At 37.0% G+C, this 19,716-nt stretch carries 28 protein-coding genes; all 28 read left to right on the top strand.

Annotation, left to right across the window (positions count from 1 at the left end):
- Positions 1–20 precede the first annotated feature (20 nt).
- The 28 genes from HMPREF2876_RS09725 (at position 21) to HMPREF2876_RS09855 (ending at position 19,670) form a co-directional block, all read left to right on the top strand.
- Positions 21–677, top strand: a complete 657-nt coding sequence (locus HMPREF2876_RS09725) for a virulence protein (RefSeq protein ID WP_070584835.1) — start codon at positions 21–23, stop codon at positions 675–677.
- Positions 661–891 (top strand): DUF4314 domain-containing protein, encoded by a 231-nt coding sequence (locus HMPREF2876_RS09730; RefSeq protein ID WP_019116083.1) that lies wholly within the window; start codon positions 661–663, stop codon positions 889–891. The genes HMPREF2876_RS09725 and HMPREF2876_RS09730 overlap by 17 nt, the downstream gene beginning before the upstream one ends.
- On the top strand, positions 881–1,054 hold the full coding sequence (locus tag HMPREF2876_RS09735) for a DUF5049 domain-containing protein (protein WP_019116082.1): 174 nt from the start codon (positions 881–883) through the stop codon (positions 1,052–1,054). The genes HMPREF2876_RS09730 and HMPREF2876_RS09735 overlap by 11 nt, the downstream gene beginning before the upstream one ends.
- 106 nt (positions 1,055–1,160) lie before the next feature.
- Positions 1,161–1,406: a hypothetical protein gene (locus HMPREF2876_RS09740; protein ID WP_070584837.1), complete on the top strand. Its 246-nt coding sequence runs from the start codon at positions 1,161–1,163 to the stop codon at positions 1,404–1,406.
- A 1-nt stretch (position 1,407) separates the two neighbouring features.
- On the top strand, positions 1,408–1,686 hold the full coding sequence (locus HMPREF2876_RS09745; RefSeq protein ID WP_070584839.1) for an Nmad4 family putative nucleotide modification protein: 279 nt from the start codon (positions 1,408–1,410) through the stop codon (positions 1,684–1,686).
- A gap of 87 nt (positions 1,687–1,773) precedes the next feature.
- Positions 1,774–3,366 (top strand): terminase large subunit, encoded by a 1,593-nt coding sequence (locus tag HMPREF2876_RS09750; RefSeq protein WP_070584841.1) that lies wholly within the window; start codon positions 1,774–1,776, stop codon positions 3,364–3,366.
- Positions 3,367–3,491: 125 nt separating this feature from the next.
- On the top strand, positions 3,492–3,701 hold the full coding sequence (locus tag HMPREF2876_RS09755; RefSeq protein WP_032461578.1) for a hypothetical protein: 210 nt from the start codon (positions 3,492–3,494) through the stop codon (positions 3,699–3,701).
- 66 nt (positions 3,702–3,767) lie between these two features.
- Positions 3,768–5,096: a phage portal protein gene (locus tag HMPREF2876_RS09760; protein ID WP_070584843.1), complete on the top strand. Its 1,329-nt coding sequence runs from the start codon at positions 3,768–3,770 to the stop codon at positions 5,094–5,096.
- Positions 5,014–5,754: a head maturation protease, ClpP-related gene (locus tag HMPREF2876_RS09765; protein WP_001933578.1), complete on the top strand. Its 741-nt coding sequence runs from the start codon at positions 5,014–5,016 to the stop codon at positions 5,752–5,754. The genes HMPREF2876_RS09760 and HMPREF2876_RS09765 overlap by 83 nt, the downstream gene beginning before the upstream one ends.
- Positions 5,755–5,760: 6 nt before the next feature.
- Complete coding sequence (locus HMPREF2876_RS09770) at positions 5,761–6,954, top strand: phage major capsid protein (protein WP_070584845.1); 1,194 nt, start codon at positions 5,761–5,763, stop codon at positions 6,952–6,954.
- A 24-nt stretch (positions 6,955–6,978) separates the two neighbouring features.
- A complete protein-coding gene (locus tag HMPREF2876_RS09775; protein ID WP_070584922.1) occupies positions 6,979–7,257 on the top strand; it encodes a head-tail connector protein in 279 nt (92 codons plus the stop codon).
- Between the two features lie 99 nt (positions 7,258–7,356).
- Positions 7,357–7,689, top strand: coding sequence for a phage head closure protein (locus HMPREF2876_RS09780; protein ID WP_070584924.1), 333 nt, complete (start codon positions 7,357–7,359; stop codon positions 7,687–7,689).
- Positions 7,686–8,066 carry an HK97 gp10 family phage protein gene (locus HMPREF2876_RS09785; protein WP_070584846.1) on the top strand — a complete coding sequence of 127 codons (381 nt, stop codon included), beginning with the start codon at positions 7,686–7,688 and terminating at the stop codon, positions 8,064–8,066. The genes HMPREF2876_RS09780 and HMPREF2876_RS09785 overlap by 4 nt, the downstream gene beginning before the upstream one ends.
- Positions 8,059–8,391, top strand: coding sequence for a hypothetical protein (locus HMPREF2876_RS09790; protein ID WP_070584847.1), 333 nt, complete (start codon positions 8,059–8,061; stop codon positions 8,389–8,391). Before HMPREF2876_RS09785 ends, HMPREF2876_RS09790 begins: the two co-directional genes overlap by 8 nt.
- On the top strand, positions 8,381–8,971 hold the full coding sequence (locus tag HMPREF2876_RS09795) for a major tail protein (protein ID WP_070584849.1): 591 nt from the start codon (positions 8,381–8,383) through the stop codon (positions 8,969–8,971). The genes HMPREF2876_RS09790 and HMPREF2876_RS09795 overlap by 11 nt, the downstream gene beginning before the upstream one ends.
- An 11-nt stretch (positions 8,972–8,982) precedes the next feature.
- Positions 8,983–9,348, top strand: coding sequence for a hypothetical protein (locus tag HMPREF2876_RS09800; RefSeq protein ID WP_070584851.1), 366 nt, complete (start codon positions 8,983–8,985; stop codon positions 9,346–9,348).
- Positions 9,345–9,509 (top strand): hypothetical protein, encoded by a 165-nt coding sequence (locus HMPREF2876_RS10705; protein ID WP_186822505.1) that lies wholly within the window; start codon positions 9,345–9,347, stop codon positions 9,507–9,509. The genes HMPREF2876_RS09800 and HMPREF2876_RS10705 overlap by 4 nt, the downstream gene beginning before the upstream one ends.
- A gap of 335 nt (positions 9,510–9,844) precedes the next feature.
- Complete coding sequence (locus tag HMPREF2876_RS09805; RefSeq protein WP_070584853.1) at positions 9,845–12,670, top strand: phage tail tape measure protein; 2,826 nt, start codon at positions 9,845–9,847, stop codon at positions 12,668–12,670.
- 2 nt (positions 12,671–12,672) lie between these two features.
- Complete coding sequence (locus HMPREF2876_RS09810) at positions 12,673–13,344, top strand: hypothetical protein (RefSeq protein WP_070584855.1); 672 nt, start codon at positions 12,673–12,675, stop codon at positions 13,342–13,344.
- Positions 13,345–16,170 carry a phage tail spike protein gene (locus HMPREF2876_RS09815; RefSeq protein ID WP_070584858.1) on the top strand — a complete coding sequence of 942 codons (2,826 nt, stop codon included), beginning with the start codon at positions 13,345–13,347 and terminating at the stop codon, positions 16,168–16,170. It begins immediately after the preceding gene.
- Positions 16,171–16,181: 11 nt separating this feature from the next.
- On the top strand, positions 16,182–16,364 hold the full coding sequence (locus tag HMPREF2876_RS09820) for a hypothetical protein (protein WP_063633067.1): 183 nt from the start codon (positions 16,182–16,184) through the stop codon (positions 16,362–16,364).
- Positions 16,345–16,626, top strand: coding sequence for a toxin (locus tag HMPREF2876_RS09825; RefSeq protein ID WP_070584860.1), 282 nt, complete (start codon positions 16,345–16,347; stop codon positions 16,624–16,626). The genes HMPREF2876_RS09820 and HMPREF2876_RS09825 overlap by 20 nt, the downstream gene beginning before the upstream one ends.
- 12 nt (positions 16,627–16,638) lie before the next feature.
- Positions 16,639–16,935 (top strand): hypothetical protein, encoded by a 297-nt coding sequence (locus tag HMPREF2876_RS09830; RefSeq protein ID WP_070584862.1) that lies wholly within the window; start codon positions 16,639–16,641, stop codon positions 16,933–16,935.
- Positions 16,935–17,147 (top strand): hypothetical protein, encoded by a 213-nt coding sequence (locus HMPREF2876_RS09835; RefSeq protein ID WP_070584864.1) that lies wholly within the window; start codon positions 16,935–16,937, stop codon positions 17,145–17,147. Before HMPREF2876_RS09830 ends, HMPREF2876_RS09835 begins: the two co-directional genes overlap by 1 nt.
- Before the next feature lie 13 nt (positions 17,148–17,160).
- Positions 17,161–17,754: a hypothetical protein gene (locus tag HMPREF2876_RS09840; protein WP_070584866.1), complete on the top strand. Its 594-nt coding sequence runs from the start codon at positions 17,161–17,163 to the stop codon at positions 17,752–17,754.
- Between the two features lie 9 nt (positions 17,755–17,763).
- Entirely contained in the window at positions 17,764–18,282 is a 519-nt protein-coding gene (locus tag HMPREF2876_RS09845) for a hypothetical protein (RefSeq protein ID WP_063633072.1), read from the top strand.
- Between the two features lies 1 nt (position 18,283).
- On the top strand, positions 18,284–18,694 hold the full coding sequence (locus HMPREF2876_RS09850) for a phage holin family protein (protein ID WP_063633073.1): 411 nt from the start codon (positions 18,284–18,286) through the stop codon (positions 18,692–18,694).
- Positions 18,687–19,670 (top strand): N-acetylmuramoyl-L-alanine amidase, encoded by a 984-nt coding sequence (locus HMPREF2876_RS09855; protein ID WP_070584868.1) that lies wholly within the window; start codon positions 18,687–18,689, stop codon positions 19,668–19,670. Before HMPREF2876_RS09850 ends, HMPREF2876_RS09855 begins: the two co-directional genes overlap by 8 nt.
- The last annotated feature ends 46 nt before the right edge of the window (positions 19,671–19,716 follow it).

Below are 19,716 nucleotides of genomic sequence, written 5' to 3' on the forward strand. Positions count from 1 at the left end.
AAATTAAAGGAGGTAAAACAATGCAAGTAAAATTTAATGTTACAGGTAAAGAGAGAAAAGAGCTTGTCAAAGGGATTGAAAGAATCACAAATGAAAAATCCAAGTATTTAGGAATGCCAAGCATGGCGTATGAAATTGGAATCTTTACAATTGATAAGAGGGGGACGGTTTTATGTGAAGATGATTTTGCATTAGAAAGATTGATGCATAATCTTATCGGAGACGGCTTTATACCCGAGGAAGAAAGTAAAAGCGAACACGACGCCACACAAAGCCTTACAGTGGCGATACCAAGGGATAAGGTAGATTTAGCCAAACTCAATAAAATTCTTGAAAATAAGGGCGATTTAATCAAAAAGGCACTAGGAATTACAAGCCTTGAGATAGAGGAAGATGAAGAAAAAATAAGTTTTCCTTGGTTTGAAAATATCGATAACGAACATATAATGACATATACAAAATTTATTGCTGCACTTTGTAAGATGAGTATGGATGCCAAACGCATCAACGAATCTTCCAAAGAAGTGATCAACGAAAAGTATGCCTTTAGATGTTTTCTTTTAAGGCTTGGATTTATCGGAGATGAATTTAAGAAAGATAGAAAAATACTTCTTGAAAAGCTTTCAGGATCATCAGCATTTAGAAATGGAGGTCATGAAGATGAGATTTCCAAATAAAGAGGTTGTTGAAGAATTAAGAAAAAAGTATCCAGTTGGAACTAGAGTAGAGCTTGTCTTTATGGAGGATATTCAGGCACCGCCTATTGGTACAGCAGGAACAGTAAGAGGTGTTGATGATATTGGCTCTATTATGGTTTCTTGGGATAACGGAAGTAGCCTAAGTGTAGCTTATGGTGAAGATTTCTGCAGGAGGGTTTCAGATGAACGATAAGATAAAGGAACAGATACTTGCTATTAGAAAAACAGGGATTACTAATATGTTTGATATAAGAGTAGTACAAAGAATCGCTTATGAAATGGATTTTTATGAACTTGTAGATTTTCTTGAAACGGATAGAAAAGCCTATGTTGATTTCATTCTATACGGCAAATAAAACTACTATTATTATGAAAATAAAGCACATATTTCTTTAAAAATGACTTGATATATCCTTCAAATTACGGGAATATACACATACCAAAAACAAAGGAGAAACGCACATGACAAAGCAAGAAATTTTTAAGGAAGCGACAAAAAAACTAAACGAGAAGAAAGCAGCATTTTATAAAAGAGAGCCTGAAAGAAAACTTTATGACGAAGGCAAGATTGGCTGGAACGAATACCTAAAAAGAGCCAAAGCAAGGGAAGAAAAAGAAAGAGAATTCTATAAAGGAAACGAAAACTTTGAACTCTACGATGCAGGCCTTATCACCTACGATGAATTCTTAGAATTGGAGGGGAAATAAGATGAGCAAAATGATAGATTTAGCTAACAAGTACAAGATACCAACACAGGCAACACCGGAAGATTTAGAAACTAGATGGGGTAAGGTCATAACCTTTGGAGACAGGGTGATTCTTGTAGGACACTACTATCACCCAGATGGAAACTGCTACTTTGCAGCAGTTTATGAATTTCTAGATGATGACCATTCATGCGAAGGTTTTATTGGACTAAAGGAAGTAAGCGAAGAAAGATTTGAAGATGATGGTCACGCAATTGAGTGGGCATTAAAACAAAATTAAAAAACAAAGGAGTTTCAGAGCCTAGGCTCTGTTTCTCGTAGTAGCAGCCAAAGGGCTGTATTTTTTATGCATAAAGGGGGTGAGTTGATGGCAAAATACAAGACTACAAAATTTAAATTAAAAGATTCTATTTATAGCAAAGACCATGCAGATTATGCTGTAAATTTCATTGAATGCCTAAGCCACACCAAAGGTACATGGGCTGGTAAGCCATTTAAGTTACTTCCTTGGCAAGAACAAATTATACGAGATTTATTTGGTGTGATTAAGCCAAATGGATATAGACAGTTTAATACTGCATATATTGAGATTCCAAAGAAAATGGGAAAGAGCGAGCTTGCAGCAGCTGTTGCCTTACTTCTTTGTTGTGGTGATAATGAAGAAAGAGCTGAAGTTTATGGCTGTGCTGCTGATAGACAGCAGGCTACTATTGTCTTTGATGTTGCAGCTGATATGGTAAGGATGTGCCCTGCATTGAATAGAAGAGTTAAGATATTAGCATCGCAAAAAAGAATTATTTTTCAGCCAACAAATTCTTTCTATCAAGTCTTATCAGCAGAAGCCTACTCCAAACACGGTTTTAATATTCATGGAGTAGTATTTGATGAACTTCATACACAGCCAAATAGAAAACTCTTTGATGTTATGACCAAAGGCTCTGGAGATGCAAGAACTCAGCCTTTATATTTTCTTATTACAACAGCAGGAACGGACACGCATTCTATCTGTTATGAAACTCATCAAAAGGCTAAGGATATTTTAGAAGGAAGAAAAATTGATCCTACTTTTTATCCAGTGATTTATGGTGCTGACGAAGAAGATGACTGGACAGATCCAAAAGTATGGAAGAAAGCAAATCCATCGCTTGGCGTGACAGTTGGAATAGATAAAGTAAAGGCAGCCTGTGAGTCGGCAAAGCAAAATCCGGGAGAAGAAAATTCCTTCAGACAGCTTAGACTTAATCAATGGGTGAAACAAGCAATACGCTGGATGCCTATGGAAAAGTGGGATGCTTGCTCATTTGCTGTGAATGAAAATGACCTTGAAGGTAGAGTTTGCTATGGAGGACTTGACCTTTCATCTACAACGGATATTACAGCCTTTGTTTTAGTCTTTCCACCAACGGATGAAGATGACAAGTATGTGGTAATGCCTTACTTTTGGATACCGGAAGATACGCTGGATTTAAGAGTAAAACGTGACCATGTACCCTATGATGTTTGGCAAAGACAAGGCTATATTCATACAACAGAAGGTAATGTAGTTCACTATGGTTTTATAGAAAAATTCATAGAGGAACTTGGAGAAAAATATAACATTAGAGAAATTGCCTTTGATAGATGGGGTGCTGTTCAGATGGTACAAAACCTTGAGAACATGGGATTTACAGTAGTTCCATTTGGACAAGGATTTAAGGATATGAGTCCACCTACTAAGGAACTAATGAAACTAACACTAGAGCAAAAACTTGCTCATGGTGGAAATCCAGTGCTAAGATGGATGATGGATAATATATTTATAAGAACAGATCCTGCTGGAAACATAAAAGCAGATAAAGAAAAGTCAACAGAAAAGATTGATGGCGCAATTGCTACCATCATGGGACTTGATAGAGCAATCCGATGTGGCAATCAAAATACAGAAAGTGTTTATGATGGCAGGGGAATTCTATTCATTTAAAAAACGACAATAAAATACTTAATTCTTACATTTAAATCCCTATTTCTTACAAGTGGGTTGTACTCATATTCAACTTCGTTTAACCTATACAAACCAAGTAAAACGGATTAAAGGAGGGAAATATAATGTTGGAAAAAGAGGTATTAGAACTTGTAGTTAAAAAAGTCATGGATAAGTTTGCAAGAGAAAATGATGGTTTAAAAGGATGGACAAAAGAAGATATTCAAAATGAGATCCTTAACCTTGGAGGCACAATGACAGATGTTTACGAGGCCATGAAGATTGGACTAGATATTTGTCTTTTGGAAGAAAAAGTAGAACCAGTATTTAGTTAATAATTTGTTATTAGGAGCATCTCTAAGGAGATGCTTTTTTAGTACAGAAATTTAGGAGGAAAATGTATGGGAATAATAAGTGGTTTATTCAAAAGTAGAGATAAGCCTATAAATAGAACAAATGGATCTTCATATAGCTTTTTGATGGGTGGTTCATCATCAGGAAGAAGAGTAAATGAAAGGTCTGCTATGCAGATGACAGCGGTATATAGCTGCGTAAGAATTCTATCTGAGGCAGTGGCAAGCTTACCACTTCATGTTTATGAAAGAACAGAGATTGGCACAGCTAAGGCTATAGAACATCCTTTATACAAGGTGCTACATGATGAACCAAATCCAGAGATGACAAGCTTTGTCTTTAGGGAAAGCATGATGACGCATTTACTTCTTTGGGGTAATGCCTATGCTCAGATTATCAGAAATGGTAAGGGTGAAGTCTTAGGACTTTATCCGCTTATGCCAGACAGGATGAAGGTAGATAGAGATGATAAAGGTCAAATCTACTATGAATACTTTGTTAGTGATTCTGATGCAGGAACAGAAAAAAAAGGAAGAGTTAAGTTAAACCAGTCCAATGTTCTTCATATTCCAGGACTTGGCTTTGATGGACTTGTTGGCTATTCTCCAATTGCGATGGCTAAAAATGCTATAGGTATGGCAATTGCGACAGAAGAATATGGAGCTAAGTTCTTTGCTAATGGAGCAACTCCGAGTGGAATCTTAGAGTATCCCGGAACAGTAAAGGATCCTGAGGCTATGAGGGAAAGCTGGTCAAAAGGATTCTCTGGAGGAAACAGTCATAAAATAGCGATTTTGGAAGAAGGAATGAAGTATACACCGATTTCGATTTCTCCAAATGAAGCACAGTTTTTAGAAACAAGAAAATTTCAAATCAATGAGATAGCTCGAATCTTTAGAGTTCCACCACATATGGTAGGTGATCTTGAGAAGTCGAGCTTTTCTAATATTGAGCAGCAATCCCTAGAATTTGTAAAGTACACTCTTGATCCTTGGGTAGCAAGATGGGAACAGGCAATTGTTCGTAGGCTTTTTACTGAAGAAGAAAAGAAGAAGTACTATGTCAAATTCAATGTGGATGGACTCCTTCGTGGTGATTATCAATCAAGAATGAATGGCTATGCTACAGCAAGACAAAACGGATGGATGTCTGCCAATGATATTAGAGAATTAGAAAACCTAGACCGTATTCCAAGTGAAGATGGAGGTGACCTATATCTCATAAATGGAAATATGCTCCCACTAAATCGTGCAGGAGCATTTGCAGATGAAGATGGAAAGGAGGAAGAACCTAATGAAGAAGTTTTGGAAGTGGAAGAATCAAGTAATGAGAAACCAAAACGAAGAGGAAGTGACAGAACGCATCCTATTCCTTAATGGAACGATAGCTGAAGAATCGTGGTTTGATGATGATGTGACACCACAGCTTTTCAAAGAGGAGTTAAATCAGGGGAATGGAAACATTACCGTTTGGATTAACTCTCCGGGAGGTGACTGTGTGGCAGCAGCTCAAATCTACAATATGCTAATTGACTATAAGGGAGATGTCACAGTAAAAATTGATGGTATCGCAGCAAGTGCAGCGTCTGTTATTGCAATGGCAGGGACAAAGGTATTAATGAGTCCAGTATCTATGCTGATGATTCATAATCCGATGACCATAGCGTTTGGAAATAAGGGGGAGATGGAAAAAGCAATTTCAATGCTGGACGAAGTTAAAGAGTCCATCATTAATGCTTATGAAATTAAGACTGGAATGTCTAGAGCAAAATTATCTCATCTAATGGACTCGGAAACTTGGATGGATGCACATAAAGCAGTGGAGCTTGGTTTTGCAGATGACATCTTAAAAAGAAGTGACACTATTGATATGGAAGTTCCACAGGTGAGCATGATGTATTCAAAAGCACAGGTGGTTAATTCCTTGATGGAAAGAATAGCTACTAAATGCAAAATAGAAAATAAAGAAACAAATACAGGTGTAAAGGCGGACGAATTAATGGACCGTCTTTTTTTAATGAAAAATTGGAGGTAGAACACTATGAGTAAGATTTTAGAAATGATTGAAAAACGTAATAAGGCTTGGGAAGATGCTAAGGCTTTTCTTGAAAGTAAGAGAGATAAAGACGGCCTTATTTCTGAAGAAGATGCTTTAAGCTATGATGAAATGGAAAAGAAAGTCCATAACTATAGCTTAGAAATTGAGCGTCTACAAAAGATTGAGGAGATGGATAAAGAACTATCTAAGCCTCTGTCTGATGCTATCGTAACAAAACCAATGAAAGTGGATGATAATCCGGAGAAAAAGGGAAGAGCATCCGATGAATACAGAAGGGATATGCTTAAGGCAATCAGAAGTAACTTTAAGCAGATTACAAACCTTTTGCAGGAAGGAGTGGACACTGATGGAGGATATCTTGTTCCGGAGGAATATGATAAGAGACTGATTGATGTATTAACGGAAAATAACATCATGAGAACTATTGGAACAAAGATTACCACATCCGGACTTCATAGAATTACGGTGACTGCAACAAAACCTGCAGCACTTTGGGTTGAAGAAGGGGGCAAGATTCCATTTGATGATGCGACATTCGGCCAAATTACCATTGATGCCTTTAAACTTGCTGTTGGAGTTAAGATTACAAACGAGCTTTTATATGACAGTATGTTCCCACTTGAAAATTATATTATTGAGCAGTTTGGTAAGGCAATCGGTAATGCCGAGGAAGATGCGTTTCTTAATGGAGATGGAAAGAAAAAACCACTTGGAATTTTCCATAAAGATGGTGGTGCAATCAGTGATGTAACAACAGCAGGAGCAGCTATTTCATCTGATGATATTATCAGTCTTGTGTATGCACTTGGAAGACCATATCGTCAAAAGGCTAAATTTATTATGAATGACCAGACCATTGCCATCATTAGAAAACTTAAAGATGGTAATGGAAACTATATGTGGCAGCCTTCCATTAAAGAAGGAGAGCCGGATAGACTGCTTGGTTATCCTATTTTTACATCAGCGTATGCACCTCTTGTAGAAGCGGGAAAACCTGCCATTGCATTCGGTGATTTTAGTTACTATAACATTGCAGACAGAGGAACAAGGTCTATGCAGGAACTTACGGAGCTTTATGCTGAAACAGATACGACAGGCTTTATTGCAAAGGAAAGAGTGGATGGAAAACTGATTCTTCCTGAGGCGGTTCATCTTTTAACTATTAAAGCAAAATAAAGGAAGGAAGGGAGGGTGCTAGTTATGGTTGTAAGTCTTGATGAAATGAAAAACTATCTGAGGGTGGATACAAGTGAAGATGATGACTTAATTAGCACCCTTATAAAATCTTCTGAAAAGATGTGTCTTGATATTGCAAGAAAAGAGGAAGATGAAATCATTGGTGAAAGCTTTGAAGAATATAAGGTGGCAGTGCTATATGCTGCCGCCTATCTTTATGAACATAGAGAAGAGGCAGACCATCATGAGTTAACGATTACACTTAGATCCATGTTATTTGGAGTAAGAAAGGCGGGATTTTAATGCACCCTTTCGATGAAATATAACGAAATCAAAGATTTCTATATTTCTATCGTTGGGCACGAGAACATTTTTCTTATTTTTGAAAATGGAGGTAGAAAAATGAAGATATCACTACTAAATGAGCGCATTGAACTTCAAAAAAGTATGGTCGAGGTAGATGAGATAGGAAACCACAAAAATGTATGGAGTAAATTTTACTCTTGCTATGCAACTATCGGTAGTGAAAGCCCACAGGAACAAACAAGCAGTGGTGCTATATGGGATGAAAGCAAGATTGACTTTACCATTCGCTATAGTAAGGAAGTATCGGTCTTATCTTCCGTTGGTTATAGAGTTATTTTTCATGATGATATTTATGAAATTGAGGGCATAGACCATATGAATTACAAGAAGAAAAGTATAAAACTTCATTGTAAGAGGTGTGAAAGATGAGCGGGGTAAAAATTGATAGCCTTTCATCTGAAGTGATGAAGGAACTTGAAAAATATGCTGATGTTACAACTGAAAATGTGAAAAAGGCAGTTCAAAAAGCTGGAAAGACAGTGAGTGAAGAAATAAAGGCAAGTGCTCCAAGTGATACAGGAAAGTATTCTAAAAGCTGGACGGTAAAAACTGTGAGAGAAACATCCAGTAGCCTAGAGCTTGTTGTTCATTCTAGAAACAAATATCAGCTTACCCACCTTCTTGAATTTGGTCATGCAAAGCGTGGTGGAGGAAGAGTATCTGCAAGACCACATATAGCAAATGCTGAAGACAAGGCTATAAAGGTATTTGAAGAAGAGATAAAGGAGGCTATTTCCAATGGATAGGTTACTTGAAATTATAAAGGATATAGGACTTCCAAATGCATATCATCACTTTGCAGAAGGGGAATCGCCAGAGCCACCTTTTCTTATTTATCTACTCCCGGCAAGTGATAACTTTTCAGCAGACGGAAGAGTGTATTTTAAAGCAAATGAAGTTCATATTGAAATCTATACGGATTACAAAAGTCCGAACATAGAAAAGAAAGTAGAAGCTGTGCTCGATGAGCATGGCATTTTTTATAACAAAACAGAAGTTTATATAGACTCAGAAAAACTCTATGTTGTCCTATATATTTTTGAAATGGAGGAAGAAAATCATGGGAAATAAAGTGAAATATAACCTTAAAAATGTCCATGCAGCAAAACTTAAAAAATCAAGCGAAGGGACATTTTCTTATGAAAATCCTAAAGCAATTCCAGGGGCTGTAAGTATCAGCCTTGAAGCAGAAGGAGAATCCAGTCCTTTTTATGCAGATGGTATTGTATATTTTAGGTCTACTGCCAATAACGGATATAGTGGTGACCTTGAGATTGCACTGATACCTGAATGGTTTAGAACGGAAATCTTAAAGGAAGAATTGGATAAAAATGGAGTACTTTTAGAAAAGGCCAATGTATCTGAAACAGAAAAGTTTGCACTATTATTTGAGTTTGACGGTGATGTAAATGCAATTAGGCACGTCCTATATAATTGCTCCGCATCTCGTCCTTCTATTGAATCTGAAACAAAGGAAGATACCATTGAACCAGGGACAGAAACGCTATCACTTACAGCAGATCCAAGAGAGGATGGACTTGTAAAATCAAGAACTGGAGATACTACATCGGCTGATACCTATGCTAATTGGTATAAGAACGTTTATATTCCACAGGCTAATTCTGAAACACCAAAGCCGGTAGGAAAATAAGGAGGGAAAATATGCTTGAGAAAACAGTAAAAGTAGGAGAGGTAGATGTAAAGTTTCGTTCATCTGCTACAATCCCTAGACTATATAGAATTAAATTTAAAAGAGATATTTTTAAAGACCTATCAAAGCTGGAGAAAACATTCAAGGCAAATGAAGGGTCTTTTGAAATTGATGACCTTGAGATATTTGAAAATGTAGCCTACATCATGGCTTACCATGCAGATAGAAGTATCCCCGGAAACATTGATGATTGGCTTGACCAGTTTGAAATGTTTTCTATTTACGAGATTCTGCCAGAAATTCTTGAGCTTTGGGGAGCAAACCTTGAAACGGAAGTTCAGTCTAAAAAAAACTTCCAAAAAGTAGCAGGGAAATGACAACAGCCCTATTTCTACTAAGATGCGTGGAAATAGGGATAAGCGTTTCAGAACTTGATTTACTTACAATTGGAATGGTACTAGATATTTGGACTGAAAAATCAAATGACGGAGTGAAATATAGCAAGGTGGCAGGACAAGCTGAGTTTGATAAGTTCTAATTTAAAGCCTTGAGTATTCTTGGTATAATAAGGGTATATATTAAAAACAAATTAGAACTTGAGTGAGGCTAAAAAGATGAAATTAAATAAAAATAATTATGTACCGATAGGAATGTTATTTCTAGTGTTGGCAATAGTTTTAAATAGAATATCTAACATAAGTGATTTAGTAATTGGTATATTATATGGAATATCAATTGGTATATTGATTACTGGCATTATTAAGAATAGGAAATAATCTCACAGCTTGTTGAACTGGATAAAACATATAACTAAGACATTTACGGAAAAGTAGATGTCTTTTTTATGTCCATTTTTAGAAAGGAGGGATGTAAGTGGCTAATAGAATAAAGGGAATTACCGTTGAGATTGGTGGAGATACTACCGGTCTTGACAAAGCCTTAAAGGGTGTAAACTCAACCATTAAAAATACGCAGTCACAGCTTCGTGATGTAAATAGACTTCTTAAACTTGATCCCTCCAATGCAAAACTGCTTGCTCAAAAACAACAGTTACTACAAAAGGAAATCTCTGAAACTAGCGAAAAGTTAAATGCCTTAAAAGAGGCAGATAAGCAGGCAAAAATGCAGCTTGAAAATGGGGAACTTGGACAAGATAAGTATGATGCCCTGCAAAGAGAAATTATTGAAACAGAAAACAACCTAAAGGCTCTTGAGGAAGAGGCTAAAAAAGTGCCATCAGCACTATCTGTTTCCATGAAAGAGGCAGGAGATAAAATTAAAGAAGTTGGAGATAAGACCACTGAAGTTGGTAAAGGTCTATCAACTCATGTAACAGCACCTATCGTAGCAATAGGTGCTGCTTCTTTATCTGCTTTTAATGAAGTAGATAAGGGAATGGACATCATCACACAAAAGACTGGTGCATCTGGTAAGGCATTAGAAGAAATGCAAACCAGTATGAAGAACCTTGCGACTTCAATTCCTACAGACTTTGAAACAGCAGGTGCCGCTATCGGTGAAGTAAATACTAGATTTGGCCTCACTGGTAAGAAACTTGAGAACTTATCCGGTAAGTTCATAAAGTTTGCTCAGCTAAATAATACGGATGTATCTACTGCGATTGATAATACGCAGAAAGTCATATCTGCATTTGGACTAAAGGCAGAAGATGCAGGAGCCTTACTTGATACCATGAATGCTGTCGGACAAAGAACTGGTATCAGTATGGATACTCTTGCAAAGAGTATGGTGACAAACTCTGCAGCACTTCAGCAACTAGGATTTTCTGCAAGTGATGCAGCAAACTTCCTCGGAAATGTTGAAATGTCTGGTGCAGATACTTCACAGGTTATGACAGGACTTACAAAGGCACTTGCTAATGCTACAGCAAATGGAAAGCCTATGAAAGAGGCACTAAAAGAAATCCAAGACAGCATGGTGAATGCTAGTAGTGAAACGGAAGGACTACAAGCGGCTTATGAACTCTTTGGTAAAAGAGCAGGTGGTGCAATTTATCAAGCGTGTAAGAATGGTTCACTATCTTTCGAGGAACTTGGGACATCACTAAAGGACAATATCGGGAATGTAGATTCAACCTTTAATGAAACCTTAGATCCAATAGATAAATTTCAGACCTCTCTTAATAGCTTAAAGATAGTAGGAGCTGATGTTGGTAATTCTCTTATGAGTGTTCTTGCACCAATGCTTACCAAGTTTTCAGCGATGATGAAATCATTAAATGAAAAATGGAACAACCTATCTCCTGGTATGCAAGATGCCATTGTAAAAATTGCCCTTATTGCTGCAACCGTAGGTCCAGTTTTAGTAGTCATAGGGAAAGTCATCACAGCAGTTGGAACAATTACCTCTGCTCTTGGCGGACTCATTGGACTACTTGGAGGAACAGCCACCGCAACTACAGCAGTGGGCGTTGCAGGAGGTGCAAGTGCAGCAGGAACAGCAGCCGCAGGTACTGCCGCTGGTGGAGCAGCGGTTGGTTTTGGAGCACTTAATGTTTCACTTCTTCCAATTATAGGAATTATTGCAGCTATCATAGCAGCAGTAGTGGCCATCATTGCCATTATTAAAAACTGGGGTGCTATCACAGAGTGGTTCAAAGGCTTATGGGAAACTATAATAACGACTCTTATGACTTTGTGGCAGGGAATCGCAGAGTTTTTTACAACTATTTGGAATGGCATCGTACAAGTTTTTACCACTGTCTGGGAAACCATCAAAAATATACTTACTGTAGCATTGATGTTTATTGTAGAACTGATTAAAGGCTACTTTGAACTGATCACACTTCCTTTTAGATTTATTTGGGAAAACTGCAAAGAAACCATAATGGCTGTGTGGGAGGCAATAAAGACGGTAGTAATGACGGTCTTAAATACGATTAGTACTTTTATTTCTACCGTTATGAATGCCATAAAAACAGTCATTACAACTGTATGGAATGCAATTAGTACTACGATTTCAACAGTACTTAATGCTATCAAAACTGTGATTACTACAATCTTTAATGCAATAAAATCAGTTGTAACAAGTGTATGGAACGGAATCAAAAATGTAATTGGATCTGTGGTGGACGGGATAAAGTCAAAGGTATCATCGGTATTTAATGCTGTATCAAGCACAGTTACTTCTGTATTTAATGGAATAAAAAATACAGCCGTTTCCATTTGGAATGGTATAAAGAGTGCCATTGTTACACCGATTGAAGAGGCAAAGAATAAGGTTAAAAGCGTAGTTGATGCAATTAAAGGTTTCTTTGCTGGTATTAGCTTAAAGCTGCCACATATCAAACTGCCTCATTTTAGCATCAGTGGACATTTCTCTTTAGCACCACCATCCGTACCACATCTATCTATTGATTGGTATAAAAAGGCGATGAATAAGCCAATGCTCTTAAATGGAGCAACTATTTTTGGTAGTAAAGGTGGACATCTCCTTGGAGGTGGAGAGGCTGGACCGGAAGTTATTATGGGACTTGATACTCTTCAGAATATGACAGCTGGAGCAAACGGAGATTTACTTAGTGTCATGAATAGAATAGTAGCCATCATGGATACCTATTTTCCTAAGTTCTCTGAAACAAGTATTGTACTTGACTCTGGAGAGCTTGTAGGAGGAATTGCACCACAGATGGATATGGCACTGGGGAAATTACAAAATAGAAAGGCAAGGGGGTGGTAAGAATGTACGGAATGAAAATAGGAGAATTTCATAGCTATAAAGACTTTGGACTAGTTCCGACAAGTAAGCCGGTTGTTAACTTACCATCACCAAAGCTAGAGTATCTTGATATACCGGGAAGACATGGTGAAATTGATATAACGGAAAGTCTTACAGGAGAAGTAATCTATGAAATGAGAACAGGGTCATTTGAGTTTCTTGTTTCAGACATAGAAAAGTGGCAGGAGGTTTATAGGAAACTAATAAGTACAGTTCATGGTAAAAAGACAAAGCTAGTACTTGATACAGAAAAAGACTATGTCTATCAAGGTAGGCTTTGGGTGAGTGAATTTAAGTCAGATAAAAATTATTCTCTGATTACTTTGGATTATAAGCTTGAACCATATAAGTATAGGCTAGGGGATTTGAGAAATGGCGAGTTTATCCATAGGATTGATGGTATTTCTATTACAAGCAGTAAAACCATAACGCTTACCTTTGATTCAGATATGACCATAGTGCCTGAGTTTCATAACAAAACAGAAAATATTCTAGGCTTAAATTTTGAAGGAAAGAGGTTTACTTTACCTAAAGGAAAAAGCAGGTTTCCTGAAGTTCGAGGAAGAAAGAATTTAATACTTTCATTTATAGGTAGTAGTACATTAGATATTTCATATAAGAGGGGGTGGCTATAAGTGTACAAAATTGTGATGGATGGAAATACCATCTATTATCCAGGTGATGAGAAGGCAGTTCTGATTAGTTCTACACTGAATTTGGAACTAAATACCGCTGGAACACTTAGCTTTATGTGTCCTCCTGAAAATCCATACTATGAAAAAATCTATAACAGAAAATCCATTGTCAGTGTATACCGAGATGAAAGAGAAATCTTTATAGGAGAAGTAAGAGAACAGACCAAAGACCTACGAGGAAATAAAAAAGTCCAGTGCGTAGGTCTTTTATCATATCTGGCTGATAGCATCCAGCCTCAAATGGAATATCATAACCAAACGCCATACCAGCTACTATCAAAGTTTTTAGAGATTCATAACGAAAAAGTGGATGAAAGAAAAAGAATAAATCTTGGAAGAGTAACTGTTACTGATCCAAACGATTCTTTATACCGCTTTACAGATTATGAAACAACTTTAGAAGCTATTATGACAAAGATGGTAGAAAAGCTTGGTGGCTATTTGAAACTAAGAAGAGAAGGCACTCACTTAATCCTTGATTATTTAAGACTTGAAGAAATGGGAAAAGATACAGGGCAGTGCATTGAGTTTGGACTAAACCTTCTTGATTATACGGAGGACTTATCTGCAGAAGATGTGGCAACAGCAACCATTCCACTTGGTAAGGAAATAGAAGGTGATGCTAATGCTGTTCTTAAAAAATATACAGATATTACTTCATTAAATAATGGTAAAAATTATCTTGTTTCAAAAGAGGCACTTACTGAATTTGGCTGGGTTTGTAAGGTTGTACGCTGGGATGATGTGACTGTTCCTGCAAATCTTTTAAGAAAAGGGGCAGAGTGGCTTAATGATAATCAGTTTGAAATGGTAGAGCTAAACCTTTCAGCTGTTGACTTATCTGAGTTTGGAATATCTACAGAAACTATCGAATGTGGAGATAGGGTAAGGTGCAGAGCCTATCCATTTGGAATGGACAGAATATTTCCTGTTATGAAACAGACCATACCACTGCAAAAGCCCGGTGAAATCAAGGTGGTGCTTGGAAGTAATCAGAGTAAAGGCTATATCCAAAGTTCTCAAGATGCAGTAAGGCAGATAAAAGAAGAAGGTATAACTACAAGAAAAATTGATAATGAAAGAGTCCAAAGTGCCATTGATAACCTTAAGGCTCAAATGAATACAGGTACTGGCGGATATAAGCTAACAGAATATGATTCCTCTGGTAGATGGCTTAGAGACTTATATATGGACACGATGGACAAAGATACAGCCAAAAAAGTTCTTCAGATAAATATGAATGGAATCGGTGGAAGTCGTAATGGATACAAGGGTCCATATGCTGTTGGTATGACACTTGATGGAATGATCTATGGCGAAAGAATTATGAGTCACTCCATTGATGCAGAAAAGCTATCAGTTTCCTATACCTCGCAAGTGGAAAGGCAGATTCTTGATTCCAAGAAGGAGGCCATATCTGATACAGATAAGAAGTTAAAAAGCTACTATACCATCAATGAAGTGAATACAAAGTTTTCTGCTACGGATAAAAAGATTGAGGCAAGTGTAGAAACTGTTAATCAAAAGCTTGAGCAGAAAAATGGCAATTACTACGGCACCTATGTTCCGAATTATTCAAGAGCACCAACCAATAGCTGGAATAGTGATAGAACAAGGCTTACTCATGTTGGAGATTTTTTCTATGATACGACAACGGGATATGCTTACAGATATATTGTGAAAAAGCAAGGATTAGAGCTTAAGTTCAACGCAAGATCTAGAACTGAAAGTGAAATATTTGACTGGGTGGAAATCTTCTATGAACTTGATGGTAAGACATATGCGCTTCCAAGATGTGGTGGAACAAGTATAGCGGGTCAAACGGTATTTATTCCATCAGATAAGTTTTGGCTTTACTGGAGGTGTGACGGCTCCGGTCATGATTATTATGGTTTTAAGATTGACTCCATAAAGAAAGCTGATTCTAATCAAGAAGTTATAGGAAGTGAATCTACTTTGCCAACAGATGCGGGTGATGCGATTTTACTTTCAGGTTCGTCTTATCCAGAGTCAGAACACTCTCCATACAAAGATAGAACTAGAAAATTGTGGAAATACTCATCAACTGAGAGCATCAGTTCTTCTCTATCTTTTGACTGGATAAGAGTTGTGGACAAGGATATAAGTGCAGCTAAGGAAAAGGCAGAAACAGCGATATCAAAAATATCTGTTGTGGAAGGCTCTATCTCATCAATGGTGAAAAAAGGTGAGTTTGGTACTTTTATGAGACAAAACTATAACAGTTTTTTACTTGGTTTTAATGGTGCTAGTAGATATGTACAGATTACTGCAGGAGAGATTGGGCTATATAACGGTTCAATTGATAGCAGTAATAAAAGAGCAGTCTTTGATGAAAACGGAAACCACTTCTATCGTGATGGAAAGTATATAGGTAAGATTGGTACAAATGTATGGAGTAGTAACAGCTCCCATAAAGGCTTAGTTTTTGACCTTGATAGCGAAGGAAAATATATGGCATTTTCTCAAGAAGAATCTGCTAATGCTGGAAGTTACACTACAATGCTTTGTTTTTCCAGATCTAACAGTATTTATAGCCAGTATGGAGTTCATCTTGGCTGTAACCTTTATGCACATGGATTTAAGATTGTAGATCCACAGTGGGAAACAGGATTTGGAGTGAATGCCACAATTAACTTTGTACAGATACTTGATATGAATTCAGATGGTACTGTATCTAGATGGGGTTCAAATGGACGTATGGTTTTTAAAGATGGTGTATTAATGGATTTAAATTATTATGGTTAGGAGGATGTAAAATGGCAGAACTAATTATTAACACCAATGAAGTGGTCATAAATGAGGGGACACTTAAAAGAGATGTAGTAAAAAAGCAAGAAGCTAAGGATGATAAAAACACCTTACTTCTTGAAGAAATCAATCACAAATTGGACTTATTACTTAAAGACAAGGAGGAATCTCATGGAGAAGCCAACCATTAATTATGCCCTTGCCTACCAGAAATTTCGAGGGGAGTTAAGTTCTAGTATCGCAAACTTACAACAAAAAATACTCATTCCAACCTATATGGTAGAAGGGATACTTTCTGGAATACTTGCTGATGTAAGATCTGCAGTAATCACAGAAAACTCTCTTGAAGTGGAGGCTTTTAGAGAAGGCATTGATAAATATTATGAAGATAGAGAAAAGGAACTAAATGATGAAATCTTAAAGCTAAAGGCAAAAGATGAAGAAAAAGCATAGGAGGATAATCCAATGCATAGAGGAACAACACCAACAAACATATTTAGGACAGATGTGGATTTGACAAATGCATCTGTCCTTTTTATTACCTATAAACAAAATGGCAAGGTCGTATTAGAAAAAACTATAGACGATGTAAGCATTCATGGAGAAATGGTTGAAGTTAGGCTATCTCAAAGAGAAACACTGCTTTTTTCTGAAGGGATTGTGACTATTCAAATACGAGCAAAATTTCAAGATGGCAGCGTTATTGCATCAAGTTTAATACGAACCAATGCTAGGGAAATTCTAAAGGAGGGTGAAATCTAATGGCAGAGTTTATGACAAGGTTTAAAAGAGATGCACCGATGGATGCATCATTTGAAACAATTATTAGAGTATCAGACACACCCGTTTCTAATTATAACAGCTTAATCAATCAGCCAAAGATAAATGAAGTGAAGCTGATTGGCAATAGAACCCTAGAAGAACTAGGGTTAAACACAATATCAAATATTGAACTGGAAGAATTACTTAAATAACAGGAGGAAGTAAATGAAAACAAAATTTTTAGACAACAATGGACTTTTATATGTTTGGAAGAAACTAAAGGATACTTTTGTAAAGAAGTTAGAACTTGATGAGGTGAAAAATTCCATTCCAAAGAATGTGACAGAGCTTTTGGATGCTGAAAACTATGCACTTAAATCAAGTGTTCCAACGAAGGTAGAGAGCCTTACGCATGCAGGTGATTATGCTAAGAAGTCAGAAATCCCTCATAGCATTGAAGGGATGGAAGGTATAGATGCTTATGCAAAAGTAACGGCTATTCCTAAGAAGGTAGCAGAACTTGAAGATGTTATGGACTTTGTAAAGAAAGCAGAGCTTACTGAAGAAGTGAAAGGTCTTATTGGAAATATAAAATCTATCGAATTTTCTGTAGTAGAGAAACTTCCAACAAGTGGAGAACAGGCAATTATCTATCTTGTTTCTAATAATAAGGGAGATAACGATGCTTATGATGAATTCATCTGGGTGAATGAGAAGTTTGAAAAGATTGGCACTACATCAGTAGATCTTAGTGGTTATTTGAAGGCTACAGATATTACTGGAATTACAAATGAAGAGATTGATGCTCTTTTTGTGTAGGTGATTCTTATGGCTAAAAAGTTTTTAACTAAAGATGGTTTAGACAGGTTCTTTGCCAAGCTAAAAGGAAGATTCGCACCAATCGAAAGCCCTGCCTTTAAGGGACAGCCGACAGTAGAAACACTGGAATTTGAAAGATTCTCTAGTGGAAAAGAAGTAATAAACCGTGAATATGCATCAAATATGTTTAAAGCTGTTATGGATTATATTGAATCAGAAAAGCAGGCTTTTCGTGTAAGACTAATGGTGAAACCGGAAGAGTGGAAAATGGAAAAAGGGATTTATTATTGTCCAAAGCTACAATCAAAAGTAGAAGATGCTAATTTTGAGCAGGTTTCTATTTTTATTAGAATTGATACCTTGGAACTTTCACCAGAAAAGCTCCTTGATGTGCATCAAAATTATCCAGTAGCAATTGATAAAGAGGGAGTGATCTATACGGCTGGAGAGAAACCAACCTATGAACTTCCGATAATTGTAGACATAATTTTATCAACAGATATAACACAGTGGTTAGGAGGAAACTAATATGAAAGAATTATGGAATATGTGCCAACTTGCCTTTACGGCAGTTGGAGGATGGCTTGGATATTTTTTAGGCGGGTGTGATGGACTTATCATCGCACTCGTTTTATTTGTAGTCATTGATTACATCACAGGGGTGATGTGTGCTGTGGTAGATAGGAAGTTATCCAGTGCAGTAGGATTTAAAGGCATCTTTAGAAAGGTGCTTATTTTTATGCTTGTTGGTATTGCTAACATCATTGATGTGCAGGTGATTAAGTCTGGAAGTGTACTAAGAACCGCAGTGGTTTTCTTTTACCTTTCAAATGAGGGTCTATCACTTATTGAAAACTCTGTTCATCTAGGACTACCTGTTCCAGAAAAGCTAAAGGCAGTATTAAAGCAGTTAAACGATAAGGAGGAAAATCATGAGTAACAGTTCATTAGTTAGTATAGTAAATTACAGTCCAAACCATAGTGGACGAAGAAATCAGCCAATTACAAAAATTGCAATCCATCATACAGCTGGCGCTGTGAGTGCAGGAACTATCGGTCAGATTTTTAAGCCAACTTCAAGACAGGCATCCTGCAATTATGGAATCGGAAATGACAACAAAATCGTTTTATGTGTAGATGAGAGTAACCGCTCTTGGTGTACATCATCTTCTTGGTGTGATAACAGAGCCATTACTATTGAAGTAGCCAATTCAAGTAACGGAGGCAACTGGCCTGTAAGCGATAGAGTGCTTGCTACCTTGATTGATTTAGTTACGGATATCTGCAGAAGAAATGGCATCAAGAATTGTACCTATACTGGGGGTAAGGATGGTGTACTTCAAAAACATGAGTGGTATGCCAATACCAACTGTCCAGGACCATATCTTGGTAGCAAGTTCCCATATATTGCAAGTGAGGTAAATAAAAGGCTTGCTGGTGGTTCTGGTTCATCAAATACAGGTACATCATCTCTATATAGAGTTAGAAAATCTTGGGCTGATGCAAAGAGCCAAAAGGGTGCATTTAGAAATCTAGAGAATGCAAAGAAGTGTGCCAAAGCAAATCCGGGATATTCCGTATATGATGCAAACGTAAATGCCGTATATCCAGTATCAAACGCACCATCAAAGAGCATTGATACCTTAGCAAGAGAGGTAATTGCAGGAAACTGGGGTAACGGACAGGATAGAGTTAACCGACTAAGAGTAGCAGGCTATGATTATAATGCTGTTCAAAATAGAGTAAATGAAATCCTATCTGGAAGTGCAAGTAAACCAACTGGAAAATCCATTGATACCTTAGCACGTGAAGTTATCCGAGGTGACTGGGGTAATGGTCAAGATAGAAAAAACAGACTTGAAAGAGCTGGATATGACTATGACGCAGTACAAAAACGAGTAAATGAAATTTTATAAGTAGTGAAATAAGCCTGGAGGCTATTCCTTAATTGGAATAATCTTC

Origin of the sequence: Streptococcus sp. HMSC073A12, from assembly GCF_001812815.1 — a bacterium.
Classification (GTDB): Bacteria; Bacillota; Bacilli; order Lactobacillales; family Streptococcaceae; genus Streptococcus; species Streptococcus vaginalis.